This window comes from Bradyrhizobium sp. CIR18 (assembly GCF_014198295.1).
Classification (GTDB): domain Bacteria; phylum Pseudomonadota; class Alphaproteobacteria; order Rhizobiales; family Xanthobacteraceae; genus Bradyrhizobium.
Map to the genome: position 1 here is coordinate 1,631,863 of NZ_JACIHF010000001.1, position 14,157 is coordinate 1,646,019.

Genomic DNA, 14,157 nt, shown 5'->3' on the forward strand with positions numbered 1-14,157 from the left:
TGGGGTGCTCTTCAGAACGAGGGAAGAAGATCGTCGTCGTCGCGGGTGACGGCATGGGCTCTACGCACGGCGCTGGACGCGTTGGCGGCTTGCTGCATCTGGCTGCGGTCGGCGGCGACATCGGACTCGTCGTCGAGTAATCGCTCCTCGGAGGCGCGAGCCTCGCTCACAGCGGGCGCGGCCTCGTCGAACAACGGCAATTGCTGCTTGAGCCCGCCTTCCTCGCCGCCGGTATGCATGAGTTCGCGGTACGGCAGGGTCGCAAGGCGAAGGTCAGTGGTGCGCACCTCGCCGCGCCAATCGTCAGCGCGGGCCGCCGGCCGGTCGGCATACGAGCCGCCCACCAAGGATGGCGGCCTCCGCAGACGACTGACGAAGTTGGCGTCCTCATAATGCCGCAGCTTTGTCGCCCGGACCGGCGCAAGACCCGAGACCAGCACGATGGCCTGGTCGGGCGGCAGTTGCATCACCTCGCCCGGCGTCAGCAATGGGCGCGCAGTTTCCTGACGGCTGACCATCACATGGCCAAGCCAGGGCGCCAGCCGATGGCCCGCATAGTTGCGTTGTGCACGTAGTTCGGTTGCGGTGCCGAGCGCGTCCGAGATCCGTTTGGCGGTGCGCTCGTCATTGGCGGCGAAAGCAATGCGAACGTGACAATTGTCCAGGATCGCATTGTTCTCGCCATACGCCTTTGCGATCTGGTTGAGCGACTGCGCGATCAGGTAGGCGCGGATGCCATATCCGGCCATGAACGCGAGCGCGCTCTCGAAGAAGTCGAGCCGGCCGAGCGCCGGAAACTCATCCAGCATCATCAGGAGCTGGCGGTGTTTGGGATCACCGGCCTTGGTGTTCAGGGTCTCGGTCAGCCGGCGGCCGATCTGGTTGAGGATCAGCCTGATCAGCGGCTTGGTGCGGCTGATGTCCGACGGCGGAACGACGAGGTAGAGTGTGACCGGTTTGTCGGCACTGACGAGGTCGGCGATGCGCCAATCACAGTGCTCGGTGTTTCTGCTGACGACGGGATCGCGATAGAGCCCAAGGAAACTCACGGCGGTCGACAGAACGCCGGAGCGTTCGTTTTCGGACTTGTTGAGCAGCTCACGTGCCGTCGCGGCGACCACTGGGTGCACCTTCGGCTCCGCTTCGGTGCCGAGATGATTGGTTGCCAGCATGATCCGGAGCGTCTTCTCAAAGGACTGCGCGGGGTCTGCCAGGATCTCGGTGACGCGGGTCAGCGTCTTCTTCTCTTCGGCATAAAGGACGTGAAGGATGACGCCGACCAGAAGCGAATGACTGGTCTTTTCCCAATGGGTTCGGCGTTCGAGCGCCCCTTCGGGGTCGACCAGGATGTCGGCGATGTTCTGGACGTCGCGGACTTCGGCCGCGCCTTTGCGCACCTCGAGCAGCGGATTATAGCGCGCGCTCCGCGAGTCCGTGGGGTTGAACAAGAGGCAGTGCGAGAAGGTCGAACGCCAGCCAGAGGTCAGTTCCCAGTTCTCGCCCTTGATGTCGTGCACCACCGCAGACGAGGTCCACGAGAGCAATGTGGGCAACACCAGCCCCACGCCCTTGCCCGACCGGGTCGGTGCAAAGCACATCACGTGTTCCGGTCCGTCGTGACGGAGATAGTTGTTCTCGAGGCATCCCAGAAACACGCCCTTGGATGCGAACAGGCCAGCCGCCTTGATTTCCTTCGGCGTCGCCCACCGTGCCGAACCGTAAGTCGTCACCAACTGGCTTTGACGCGCGCGCCACACTGAATTGACGATGGCAAACATTGCGCCTGCAACGCCGCCAGCTGCGGCGATGGCTCCGCCCTCCTCGAATATCTCGGGCGCATAGGCTTCGTACGCGAACCACCATTCGAACAACCGCCACGGCAGATAGACGGGGTAGCCGACGATCAGGAACCAGGGTTCACCCAGGCGCTGCTGGTAGCCGAGAGCTGCGGCGGTCCATTGCGTTGCGCCCCAGGTCGACACAACGACAATGCCGAACACGACGGCAATCTGGCCGACGTAGATTTTTGCTGGAAACATCCGCTCGCCCCACTCACTCACCCAACGTGAGCGGCGCGATGAAAGGGGCCAATGCGCTTTGCGTTCAATCGAAATAAAAATCGCGACAGGGAAGCAAGGGCATCGTCGATCAGGCGTGCGAAGGCGAGAAGGATCTCCGTCCAGTCATGGCGAGGATGATCAAGCGCCTCAACTAAAGGTGAGCTACCGGCTCAAACTGGACGACTCTTGATCCGGACAATGCGTGACACAGGAGGAGGCATGGAACAGAGGGGCGGAACCGGGCAAACGTTGCCACTGACACCGTTGGCACGCCGATTCGGCTACGAAACCAGGGTTAACCGCCTTTATACTCACTTTGCGAACTGAGTATAAATGAGCTGGACGCCGGGTTCCACGCCCTTTATACTCAATCCGCAGACTGAGTATAACCCGGACAATGACCATGCCGGCCCCTTCCCTGGTTAGCCAGACGACCTACGCCGAGCTCCTCGAGCGCACCGCGAACGCCGCCTTCCAGGAGGCCTTCGCGGACAACGGCTCGTTCACGGCCAAGAGCATCAACGGCCGCAAGTATTGGTACTTCCAGACCGGTACCGGCGCCGAACGGTCGCAGCGCTATGTCGGGCCCGAGACGCCTGAGCTCTTGGAGCGCATTGCCCACCACAATGAGGTTCGCGAAGACGAGCGTGAGCGCCGGGCGCTTGTCTCCACGCTGGTCCGCTCATTCAGCTTTCCTCGCCCCATTCCAGAGATCGGCGACGTCATCGCGGCGCTCGCCAGGGCAGGTGTGTTTCGCCTTCGCGGCGTACTCGTCGGAACGATCGCCTACCAGACCTATGCTGCGATGCTTGGCGTTCGCCTCTCGGCCGGCTCGCTGCAGACCGGCGACGTGGACATCGCGCAATTCAAGAATGTCTCGGTCGCGGTTGAGGATTCCACGCCGCCCGTTCTGGACGTGCTGAAGGAAGTCGACAAGTCCTTTCGTGCCGTCCCTCACGTATCTGACGGCCGGCGCGTGACGAGCTACGCGGCCAAGGGCGGCTTGCGCGTTGATTTTCTCACGCCCCACGAGGGCAAGGAGACCGCCCGTCCCCAAAAGCTGCCCGCCCTGAACACAGACGCCCAGCCACTGCGCTTCCTGGACTTCCTGATCCGCGATCCCGAGCCCACGGTCATCCTGCATGGCGCCGGCATCTATGTGCATGTGCCGGCGCCGGCGCGCTATGCCGTCCACAAGCTCATCATCTCCCGCAGGCGCCCGGAGGGGTTTGCCAAACGTGACAAGGACCTGCAGCAGGCCGAGGCCTTGCTCGCGGCTCTAGCAGAAAAGCGACCCCATGAGCTAAATTCGGCATGGGACGAAGCTCATGGTCGCGGTCCCAAATGGCGCCAATTAATGCTCGAAGGGCTAGCCTTGCTTGCGGCCGCCGTTCGAGACACGTTGCTCAAGACCATTGGCTCACCTCGCTCGATCATTCCAGGCATCGATCTGTCCTTCGACAATCCCCCGGCCCGCTATGACTTCAGCCGCGACGTCGTGACGTTCCAGGGAAAGGAGCTCGGCGGCACCGTCAATTGCGCAGTCAGCCGCGAGGCGCTGGACGACCATTTCGGCGCCGACGGCCTTGGGCAAGAAGGCCGCCTGGAAGCGTTCCTCAAGAACAGGTCGAGGATCGAGGAGATCGCTCGCGCCAAATATCTCTCCGCGCCGGTCGACGAGCCCGGCGCTGTCCTAGTCAAGACATCCGACGTCGAGAATTTCCCGACGCCACGTGTGCCCAAGCGGAAGTAAGTCTCTCGTCAGAGTCCAATCCCGCGCTTGATCCCGATCGACCAGGATATGCCCTCGCCCCCGACCTGACCGCTGACCAATTGCCCGCGCGCTCGGTCCAGCACCGGCCGCCAGGGCACCAGCGCGAACTCATGGGACCGCTCGATCAGGGCGAACCGTCCGCTGTTCAGCGTCAGCATGCGCCGATAGACGCCGTCAATCTTGTCGCCGGCCTTGACATCGACATGCTCGAGACCGGTGCGCGCGGAAATATCAGCCGCGGTCCGTGCCAGTTCGCGCGCCTGAAGCGTCTCAAGCATGCTTCGCGCAAGACGCACCTGGCCACCCTCTTCCCGCGCCAGCCCCTGCTCGATCAGCCATTGCCGCCTTGCTCGCAACGCGGTCTCGACCTCCGCGCCAAAGCCGGTCGACGCGAGTTCATCGGGCTCCTTGCCAACGAGCTTGCGATCGAGCCAGGTAGCGCCTAACGCCTGCGGCAGATCTTCGAGCCTTTGCCATGACAGCACCGTGACCCGCACCGGGTTGCGCGAGCGCTGGAACTGCTCGTATCGATGCGCCCGGTCCAGATAGTCCTTCCCAACACCCCAACTGCCGTCGGCAAGACGGCTGACCATGCCTTCGCGCCGCATCGCCTCCAGGCGCCGCACGTGGGATCCGACAAATTCGCCCGACGCTTGGGGATCGAATTCCCGATGCAGCCGGTCGCTGTAGCTGCCGCCATGGCGGGCGGCGATCTCTGCGATCGTCCGGTCGATCGCCCGCGGTTCAGCGACGCGCGATCTGAGTTCCAGAACCGTGTTGCGGACAGGCGGCTCGTCGTTGACGCCGACGGCCCCAATCTCGGCATAGTGCGTCCGCCCGTCCACCCCATCGATCACAACATACCGTCGCTCCGTCAGTTCGTCGGCAAATCCCTCGCTGACCACGCGCCCGACCAGGCGACGAGCGCCTTGTTCCGGATCGAAGATCGCGTAGTCGCCGGCTGCTCGCGAGATTCCTGCTGCGGCCATCTCGCGGTGCATGGTCTTGATGATGTCGCCGCGTTCCCCCATGCGTCTGAGCCTGGGCTCAAGCTCAGGGTCGATCCGCCAATGCCCGGGCTCGCTCTCCTCTGCCAATCCCATCCGCTCGAGGGTTCGCAGCCGTCCGATCCGAGCGGTTTGCCAGGCAGGCTCCCGTCCAGACCGCAAACCCAGCTCGAGAACCCCGCCCGCAGCATCTTGCAGGATGCTTCGGTCGAGCCGGGTCAGCCGCTCCGCCGTGACCTCCTGCTGGAGCTTGCGCGCGACTTCGATCTCCGTTTCAGGGCCGAGTTCTCGCGTGATCAGTTCCGCTGCCCGCGACCGGAAACCATGAGCGATATAGTCGCGCGCGATCACGAGGTCGTCTCCTCGATCATCCTTGCCGCGCAAAACGATGTGGGTATGGGGGTGGCCGGTGTTGAAATGATCGGCAGCGACCCAGTCGAGCCTGGTGCCGAGATCCTGCTCCATCTGCTGCATGAGGTCGCGGACGAACGGCTTCAGGTCCGCGAGCTCCACGCTGTCCTCGGGCGCCACGATGAACCGGAACTGGTGGCGATCGCCGGCACTTCGTTCCGTAAAGCTCTTGCCGTCGGCGCGATCATTGCTGCCGTCGTAGAGATCCCCTGGCTCGCCTTCACGTGTGACCCCATCGCGCTGTACATACCGAAGGTGGGCGCGCACGGCACCCAGATTGCCCGACTTGATCCTGACGATCCGGGCCTTGATCACGACACGGCGCTGCCCCTGACTTCGCGCACGCCCTGCCAGCACCGCCCCCTGTGCGTGGCCTCGGCCGATGCGGCTGCCGGTGAACGATGAACTTGCCCTCGCACTGGCGCCAGCTTTGGTCGCTTCCTGACGGACGCGTCGAAGATAGCTGGTCGACCGTCTGGCTTTGCGGTTGCCGATCCGTCCGAACTTCACATCGAATTCGTCGTCGATCTCTCGCATGGCCCGCATCCGACGTTTGACTGCCGGCGATATGTGAGGCCGAGGGGCATTCGCCAAGAGGCACACGCAATTGCGCAAGTCCGCCATTGCCTTGGGGTGCACTTGGTGACAGCGAGCACTCAGAGAGCGCCAAATCTTGGATGTGCAGGCAACGACTTAGGCGCCCTGTAGCGCCAGTGCTTTTATCTTGCCCTCCCGCCTTTTTGCTTTCCTAGCGAACGAGCCGCCGTGACTTGGCAGTTTGACTTACGAAGCCCGACTGTTTGCGCACGCTTGCGATAGCGATCGTTACCCGAAGGGCCGAGACACCGTAGGGTGGCTCGGTGAGGAGCGAAGCGACGAGTAGAGTGCGGGCCGAAGGCATCGCCCGTATGCCATCAGCAGTTACTATCGCACTCCTCCGCGAACTCTTGCCCAGGTGAGCGAGGGTCCTAGGGGCTGGCAGACTGATTTCCGCTTAGGCCCGAACAGTGGTGCAGAACCAGCAATCTTCCGGTGTCCCTGAAGGCAATGAGCGGAAGTCGGCGCGGGCATTGGCTCCGACCTAAGCGGCTTAATGCATCTTTTGGCGGAGCTTCTTGATTATCTCGCGGAGGTCGGCCGCGTACCCCTCGTCGGGCCTCATCCAAGCGCGTCGGCTTGGAGGCGGAATGTGCCTCTGGTTTCGGATCATTCATGCCTGAAGCTTGACCGGAGCCGCTGGTGGCCATTGATCTAGATCAACGGGCCTACTGTCCCAATTCCCTCAAGATGCGGTCCCGGTCGTCTATATGGAGGGACTGCGTTTCCACCATTGTGGCCAACACGTCCCTTGCGCCCTTGGTATCATGGCCGTGCCGGTCCAGCTCGGCGATCAGCGCTTCCTGCTTGGCAAGAAGCTTCACGCCAAGGGCAATGTGGCGCTCCGCTATCGCTAAGTGCTCTTGAAGCATGCCGCGGTCCATCCGCTATCATACAACAAGTCCGGCCGCCGCTGGATCGAAAACCCGGCGCACGCTTACTTGTCGCTCCCTGACCACGAGCTCAAAGGTGCTCCGCGTCTGAATGAAACGGCTGAAGCCATTGATGGCCCGTTGGGCCGCAACCGACAAGCACTGAACTTCATCAGCCGCACGGAAGCCGACCGAGTGAACCAGGCTTGGCAGCCTGGCTCGCTCAGGCAATTTGCGAGACGAATTCGCCGCAGAGACCGTCAGCGCTTGGGTGCAAAAGGCCCAAGATCAGTGAACAAGTCCGCCTGGACGGGGCGTTCGTCGGATCGAATTCCGCCCCTGGCTTTGGCCTCGACCTCGCGAATTATGGCGTCCTGCCGATCCACCGGAACGCCGTTTTTGCTCCAGAGAGCACGCAGCTCGGCCTCTGGCTGGACCGAAGATCTACCCTTGTTGCGAGGGATTTCCTCGAAGTTGGCGCAGACGATTTCAACATTGGGCGCGACGCCCTTCCATGTGTCACGATAGAAAGAGCAGTCCACGCCGCAGCCGGCTTCAAGATGAATTCCGGTCTGTTCAGTGAACTTGAGATAATCCGCGCTCTTGCGTTCTCGGTAGCACTGCACGCCGCTATATTGGAACGGTGCAGACGCCTGCGGGATGATGAACGCGCCATAATCCGCAATACCGGAAGCGATATCGATCACGTGAAACTCAAAAGAGCGTCCAGTGTAGCGCGGTCCGCCTGCTAGCCTGGGAGTGGCTCCGAACGGGGGATTTGCGATCGCGCAACCGAAGTGCCCGAGGCTCGACAAGTCCAGTTCGAACACATCGGCGCAAATCCACTGGGCTTCCGGCAACACCTTGCGGGCGACCTCGACATAGGCAGGATCACGCTCGATACAGACGATTTCCTTCTGTGGTTCGTCTCGGCCACGCGCGTAGTGTGCCCTCCAATAGACGTGGAATGCGAGGGCGCCAATCCCTGCGCAAAGGTCGATGGTTCGGCCGCCGTAAGCATCGATCGCGAAGTCTCCGGCAAGGCCGCTAGGGGTAAAGAATGCCCCCGCCGATCCGTTGATGTGGCTTGCGCCCTCGTGCCAATTGTCCAGCACAAACACACGCTCATCGTAGGTGAGGATGTCCTTCTTGAGCAGTTCGACGGCCTTGGCATGTGCCTTGGCCTCCGCCTTCGTCAACTTTGCCATCGTGATGTCTCGCCTGTGAGCCCGTGAACGGGCGTTTGATCGGCGCAGCGCGCATGGCCTTCGCCATGCCGCCTGCCCGTCGGCGAGACCGGGGTTTCGGGGGGCAAGAGCTTGTTTCGGCGCCGGCTTTGCCGGCGCGCATCCGATGGTGCGCAACGCGGTTGCACCGAGCCAGCGTGAGCTGCGACGTGCGACCGACTTGCTGCACCGGAGGACGAAAGAAGGTCTTGCGGGGGTGACGGGGCAGCGCCCCTCAAGTCCCCCCTTCAAGAGAAAAGTAACTTGTGCATGCCAGCCCGCGCGCGAGCCGGTGCGTTCAATCTTCCGATCGTCAACGTCGCGATCTGAACGGCTCGTCGTGGAGGTTTCGCCGGCCCCGTGCTGGGACCTTGCCTGCCGGCCTCACGCGGCTGTTGCCGATCCGGGTTCGAGCAGGGGAGCAAAATACGACGAGCGCGCGCCTTGTTGCAGACGCGCGCCCGTAAAATCAACCGCTCACATATCCGGATTCCACGTCCAGAGCGGACGTGCGACGCCCAGAATATCGCAGCGGAGCACCGGCCCGAAGTACCGCGAGTCAAAGGAATTCGGGTGGGGCTGCAGCAGGAAGTATTCCCCTTCGACCAGTCTCATGCAGCCCTCCCAGGCCGGAAGAGGCCGCCCTTGCCGGTCTTTGTCGAGCACCTCGGCAACGACCTTTCCGTTGATGGATATGCTTCCGATCGGCTGCCTGGCACGGCAGATTTCGTCTCCGCCTATCGCCTCGACCCGCTTTAGGAGTGGCACGGGCATAAGTAGGATCTCGTGCGCGATGATCAGGAGTTCGATTCCAGGAGGTGGCTTGAAGACGGCGAGCTCGCCGCGCGCCGGCAGCCGCGGCTCCACATAGTAGAAGCCGAGCGGCGCGCTGCCGGTGGCATTGTAGATCAGAACCGGCACCGCGGGCGCGGACGACATCAGAAGCGTAATGATGCCGGCGCACATGGCCGAGAGCGTGGAGGCCTGGCGCCATAATCTCGTGCGATCAATCCGCATCGGAGGTCGACCTCCTCTTGCTCGCATGTGACCATTCGACGAGGTCTTCGATGTGATAGCGGACATAGCGTCCGTGCTTGCGGTAGACCGGTCCCCTGCCCTGGACCCGCATCTTCTCCAGCGTGTTCTTGGTGAGTCTGAGCCAGCCGGCCGCCTCGACCGTGTTGAGGAACGGCTTGTCCGGTTCCTTGTCGTCAGTTTTCGTGGTCATCCAACTTTCCTTCCGACACCCCATACAACCAAGAGGTGCAAGAAGAAGCGTCGTCAGATCGCAGGCGCTTTGTGGAGTGGCGAAGATCAGAGGCGAGCTTTCGCCATCCTGCGCGGGCAAAGTTCGTCAAAAGAGAAGGAAAAATTCTATCAGGCCAGAAGGTCGCGGTAACCGCCCTTCATCAATGCGGTGCCCTTGGCGACGAGGCGTCGCGTGCGATCGCGCAAGAATTGACTATGACTGTGCCATTCCTCAGTGACTTTCTTCTCCCCGAAGATCGCAATTGCGATCTGTCGATACGTCTTGCCTTTGAGGCTCTCGTCGAGCGCGATGAGAGCCTGCTGGAGGCGCTCATCGGCAGCAAAGGACGGTTTTTGAGCCGCTCTAAAATCGGCGTCGGTGAGGCGCTGCAGACGCCTTAAAAGCTCGGTCTGGGCTGTGAGATCGTCGAGATCGTGCAGCTCGTAGACGGGCGTGAACGCCGCTGTCAGTACCGAAAGGCCGTGGATTTCGAGGGGAACGCCCACGCCATTGCGCTTTATCACGACCAGCGGAACACCATCTACGCCGATCACCGCATGTCGCTCGGCGTTGAAATCCGCAAGCCGCCGGACGCTCGCTTCCCCCTGGTCCGGCTTTCTTGCATTCAGCCGCACCACGCGCTTCAAAGCCTTGGCGTGCCAGAATGCGGTTGTCTCGTGAGCGCAAAGTCGTGGATCGGCGAAGGCATAAAGCCCCCACTTCTCCGCTTGCAGGAACCGCCGCCGCAGGCGCAGCAGCTTCGTCCCGTCGTTCAGCATAATACATGGCAGATGCCTGGGAATGCTGCTTCGCCAGTCGGAGATATAGTCGTCGTTCCGGCGCAAGAACTCCCACGCCCAGTCGCCGCCGTCATAGGCGGCGAACGAGCATGAAGCAGCGTGATCGTCGTCTCTACCTGCCTTCGAATTCACCGAACAGTTCAATAAGCGGGCTCCACTAGAAACACCAATACAACTTTGGATGGTTCTGTCTAAATGGGGCAAGAGCACGGCCCCCGCGAGCGGCTCTCGCGGGGGCCGATTGGCATCAATCCACCGGATTCCAGATCAGCGCAAACACGCTGTCGTCGTCCTGGCCGGCGGCGCGGCCGAGATTGGCGTAGAGCTTGCGCGGGCCGAACTCCGGCGCTGCCAGCGACAGGCTCACATAGTCCTTGCGGCTGTTCTCTCCGCGGCGGACCCAGCCCGCCCCGATCTCGACGCCCTGGGTGAACACCCGAAAGTCGGGATGGGTCTCGACGCTCTTGTCGCGGTTCGGGATGATGTCGATGTCGGCCCGGATAGAGACGGTCTTGAGCTGGCCCTTGTAGCTGCCGTTGTCGTTCTTGGTGACGTATCCGATCGCGGTCATGGTCTTGTCCTCTTCTGTTGTCCCCGCGAGGAGCCGATCCCCTCGCGATGGCGAGACCGTTATGGGAAGCGAAACGCCTTCGAACCCGCCTTCGGGGCGCAGCGCATGCGGAGCACCTAAGCCGACGGCTTTTTTGCAGCGAAGCGGCCGCGAGGAGCCGGACCTTTTCGTCCGGCGGGGAAAAAAGCTGGCGGGAAAGGTTTTGACAGGCGGAGCGCTTCCCATAGGTCTCTTCGCCACGCATGAGGGGATCGGCCCCGCTGACAACAGAAGAGGACAAGACCCGCCCGGTCGGGCGGCACAAGATGATCTTGCAGCTACAATGGGGAGGCGTGACAGGTCTTCCTACTGGACCGCATCTCCGTCATCCGAGCCGCGGCAAGAGCGCCGAGACTTATCACGACCACCGGGTCATCCTCTCTGGACGGCGGGATCGGAGGGGACTGGATTTGCCGCGGCGAGACAGCCGCAAGGACTATGTGAGCCTATTGCTGGCAGCGGCTGAATTGGCCCTGATGCAGGCTCTCTCCCGGTCTCTGCGATGCTTCCGGCCAGGGCCGGCGACGGTGTGTTTGCACTGATCTGCAACTCTGGCAGCGAACGCTCATCGGCGCACCAGAGCTGCTCGCGGCGGCCGTGCCGCTCCTCATTGCTGCGGCGTTGACTGCGACGAGATACGACGACTCGAGCTCGCTGCCCGCGTGCCGACGTGCCGCGATGTCAATCTAGCATGATCGATGTTACGATCATTTAGTGCATGCCGATTCCCGGTCTGCACCTTTAGCTTCATGCATTGACGGAGGGCACATGGCCAAGAAAGCGAAGAAGGCGAAGAAGACAGCGCCGAAGAAGGCGAAGAAGACCACCGCGAAAAAAGCCGCGAAGAAAAAGAAGTAGCTCTTCGCCTAACCCGCTTTCAGTCTCAGAGGCGCAGAACTAACGCAGCGTTGAGCGTGCGCGAGGTCGATTGGGCGCCCTGGCCGAGAGTGGTTTGAACCACCTATGAGGCCGGATCGTGAAGCGCGACATCGCGTGCAACGGTCCGGCTTTTGATTTTGAAGTGCCCTGCCCAGCCCTCGTGGACGTTCGCTACTGCCTTACACGACGATCAGTTGAACCCGCTCATCAGGGTCGGCACGATCTTCGAGAGCAGGACGGCGTTGGAGGTCAGCGCCGAAACGCAGACGACGACCTGGGCAATACAGATGCGGCTGAGCCTTACCGCTTGCGGCTCGGGAAACAGTTTGAACGGGTTCATCATCGTCAGCTCCATGATGCAGTGCACTGCCGTCAACTTGATCGAGCTATAGGATGAGTCGTCCCGTTCTCGATTCCCGGAATTTGCTGTTCGCCGGATTGACTCCGATGCGACTCGGACGCTGCGAAATCCGGGCGCGGCAAGCCTGTCCGCGCCCGAATCGTCGGGCCCAAATTCAGGTAAACAAAGCGTTAATACTCTCTGATGCCCGTGCGATTTCGAGGGTCTTGTTCGGATCGTAATGGCCGATCGGGAAGGTCATGTAGCGCGGCACGAAGCGCTCAGTGCGCTGCCTTCCCTCGCCGTTCAGGCAGTCGTGGATGATCTTCTTCTGCACCTTGCCCGGCTCCGACAAATTGGCGTCCGCGACGGCCTTGCCTGCGATTTCGGACAGCAATGCGGCCCTGCGGCCTCGTCGAAGAGCCCGATGTCGAGCGGCCGTTCAGGGGGCAGCGAAGGCGAGCGCCGCCGTCGCCCCCATCGTCACCGGCCAATCTCGGGCTGCGCCGCGGTTGCGGGGGTCGCGTGGCCATCTGCGAAGGCAAGCAGGAAGTCGGCGGCCTTCGAGGCCTTGCTGGCGGCGCGGAAAATCGCGCGGCTGTCTTCCCGAAGGACCTTGAGCCACGAGCCGAGATAGTCGGCATGGCGGACGGTGGGCTCGATCGACAGCGCAGCGCAGACGAAGGCTGCCGTCAGTTCCGCGATCAGCTCTTCATTGGCGTAGAGTTTTGAACCGAATGCGCCTGATAGCTCCCGGTTCAGGCGCGAGAGGTGACCAGTCCAGTGCCCGAGCTCGTGAAACAGCGTGCGGTAATAATTGATCTGCTCGAAGAAGGCGGGCTGCGGCGGGACGTGGACCGTGTCCTCTGATGGCGAATAGAAAGCTTTTGCACCGCCGATGCGGATATCGGCGCGCGTTGCGATAGTAAGTGCTTCCGCCTGCGGCACGATCTCGTGCTCAGGCACGGGTGGCGCTTCGACGAGGCAATGGTCCGGCAGGTTGTCGCATTGATCGACGTTGAAGACGGTGTAACGCCGCAGAAACGGAACGGCCGCTCCGTCCGCGTCCTGCAGGTCTTGAGAGGTGCGGCTTGCGTCACCCTCCTCGCGCTTGGGAACGAAGCGGTCGGCGTAGCAGATGGTAACGCCGTGCTCGCCCTTGCGGACTGTACCGCCGAGACTTGAGGCTTGGCGGAAGGTGAGCCACCGCCCCGAGGCAAAGCTGCACTCAAATAGCCGCCCCCAAAGGATCAGGACGTTGATCCCAGAATAGGCTTTGCCCGTGGCTGCATTTCTCGGCAGCGCGCAAGCCTGATTGCCGCCTCCTGTGCCCCATGGCCGGGCCCACGGGAAGATCCCCGCCTCCAGATCCGCAACGATGTGGGCAGTGATTTCCTCGTAGAGACTTGCCTTCGGTTTGGTCGCGTGATGGTGGGTTGAACGCTTGGACATGACGATCTCCGCTCGCTCCACTTCCGCGCCCTGCCCCCGAAAGGCGGGGTGGGCGGCGAGAAGCGACCGGAAAGCCCCGAACGTAGAGGCGGACCGCACCGGAACGGCCGGAGCGACAGCGGAGGACCGCGCCAAGCACACTGGCGACACAGAGAGACTTAGCGAGGCGCGGTTGCGGACCGCCGGTTCGGGGCTATGCGGGAGCGCCGCCCACCCCGCCTTCCGGGGGCTCATTAAAAGCGCCGGCCGCCTGCGGCCGGCTCCTCAAAGCATCGCCCTCAAAGGCATCGTCGACGCGTCAGCGAGAGCGTGGGGCTCCATCAAACACATAGACGACATGTGGGCGCCTGGATCCGTGCACGACGTGTTTGCGCCAGGGACCGAAGCCACAAGGCCGAGACCGCAAAGCGGGCTCGGTTCACGAGAGCCCGGCCCGCAAGCGGCCGCTTGCGGGAAGCGCCATTTACAAGAGCAATTGCTGTACCCTCCGACTGACGGCCTGATCGCCCAGAGACACAGCCCATTCAAGGAGAGCTTGCCGGATCGTGGTGGCGAGAACGCCGTGATGGGCTAGGCGAGCCAAAGCGATCGACCGATCGGCTTCATCACGTGCGACCGACAAATCCGAGAGCAATCGGATGTCGTACCCGTGCCGCACCCCTTCCAATGCCGCGATCAGCACCTCTTCTTCAAGAAATGATCCGCCCAGAAAGACGACGCTAGCCTCCGATTCCGCAAGGAAAGCTCCAAGCTGCGGATCCCGCCAAACGGACAAGGCATCGATATCGAAGTGGTCGATAGAGACGGCGATTTGATCGGAAACATTGTCCCGTTCATACTCGCCGACTGCGATCTGGCGGATACCCAAGACCTCCCGGCA

General features: G+C 62.2%; 13 protein-coding genes. 1 reads left to right on the forward strand and 12 read right to left on the reverse strand.

Annotated elements, in window-relative coordinates:
• Positions 1-11 precede the first annotated feature (11 nt).
• The gene (locus GGD65_RS08045; protein ID WP_183234856.1) at positions 12-2,039 is read right to left on the reverse strand and encodes a conjugal transfer protein TraG; all 2,028 of its coding nucleotides are present in this window, start codon (positions 2,037-2,039) and stop codon (positions 12-14) included.
• Between the two features lie 418 nt (positions 2,040-2,457).
• Between GGD65_RS08045 and GGD65_RS08050 the strand changes: the two genes are divergently transcribed.
• A complete protein-coding gene (locus GGD65_RS08050; RefSeq protein ID WP_183234857.1) occupies positions 2,458-3,813 on the forward strand; it encodes a GSU2403 family nucleotidyltransferase fold protein in 1,356 nt (451 codons plus the stop codon).
• Between the two features lie 8 nt (positions 3,814-3,821).
• On the opposite strand, the gene rlxS is transcribed toward GGD65_RS08050, so the two are convergent.
• The 11 genes from rlxS to GGD65_RS08105 all read right to left on the reverse strand — a co-directional run bounded on the left by rlxS (position 3,822) and on the right by GGD65_RS08105 (position 14,145).
• Positions 3,822-5,789 (reverse strand): relaxase/mobilization nuclease RlxS, encoded by a 1,968-nt coding sequence (gene rlxS / locus GGD65_RS08055; RefSeq protein ID WP_183234858.1) that lies wholly within the window; start codon positions 5,787-5,789, stop codon positions 3,822-3,824.
• Between the two features lie 728 nt (positions 5,790-6,517).
• Positions 6,518-6,733, reverse strand: coding sequence for a hypothetical protein (locus GGD65_RS08060; protein ID WP_183234859.1), 216 nt, complete (start codon positions 6,731-6,733; stop codon positions 6,518-6,520).
• A gap of 248 nt (positions 6,734-6,981) precedes the next feature.
• A complete protein-coding gene (locus GGD65_RS08065; RefSeq protein WP_183234860.1) occupies positions 6,982-7,929 on the reverse strand; it encodes a methyltransferase in 948 nt (315 codons plus the stop codon).
• A 495-nt stretch (positions 7,930-8,424) separates the two neighbouring features.
• Positions 8,425-8,964: a S26 family signal peptidase gene (locus GGD65_RS08070; protein WP_210316778.1), complete on the reverse strand. Its 540-nt coding sequence runs from the start codon at positions 8,962-8,964 to the stop codon at positions 8,425-8,427.
• Complete coding sequence (locus tag GGD65_RS08075; protein ID WP_183233578.1) at positions 8,954-9,175, reverse strand: helix-turn-helix domain-containing protein; 222 nt, start codon at positions 9,173-9,175, stop codon at positions 8,954-8,956. Before GGD65_RS08075 ends, GGD65_RS08070 begins: the two co-directional genes overlap by 11 nt.
• A 149-nt stretch (positions 9,176-9,324) precedes the next feature.
• Positions 9,325-10,128 carry a DUF2285 domain-containing protein gene (locus tag GGD65_RS08080; RefSeq protein ID WP_183234861.1) on the reverse strand — a complete coding sequence of 268 codons (804 nt, stop codon included), beginning with the start codon at positions 10,126-10,128 and terminating at the stop codon, positions 9,325-9,327.
• Positions 10,129-10,243: 115 nt separating this feature from the next.
• The gene (locus tag GGD65_RS08085) at positions 10,244-10,567 is read right to left on the reverse strand and encodes a DUF736 family protein (protein WP_183233576.1); all 324 of its coding nucleotides are present in this window, start codon (positions 10,565-10,567) and stop codon (positions 10,244-10,246) included.
• Positions 10,568-11,675: 1,108 nt separating this feature from the next.
• Positions 11,676-11,828, reverse strand: a complete 153-nt coding sequence (locus tag GGD65_RS08090; RefSeq protein ID WP_183234862.1) for a hypothetical protein — start codon at positions 11,826-11,828, stop codon at positions 11,676-11,678.
• Between the two features lie 172 nt (positions 11,829-12,000).
• Positions 12,001-12,222, reverse strand: coding sequence for a hypothetical protein (locus GGD65_RS08095; protein ID WP_183233574.1), 222 nt, complete (start codon positions 12,220-12,222; stop codon positions 12,001-12,003).
• An 86-nt stretch (positions 12,223-12,308) separates the two neighbouring features.
• Positions 12,309-13,277: an ArdC family protein gene (locus tag GGD65_RS08100; protein ID WP_183233629.1), complete on the reverse strand. Its 969-nt coding sequence runs from the start codon at positions 13,275-13,277 to the stop codon at positions 12,309-12,311.
• 463 nt (positions 13,278-13,740) lie between these two features.
• Positions 13,741-14,145: an isochorismatase family protein gene (locus tag GGD65_RS08105; protein ID WP_183261961.1), complete on the reverse strand. Its 405-nt coding sequence runs from the start codon at positions 14,143-14,145 to the stop codon at positions 13,741-13,743.
• Positions 14,146-14,157 lie beyond the last annotated feature (12 nt).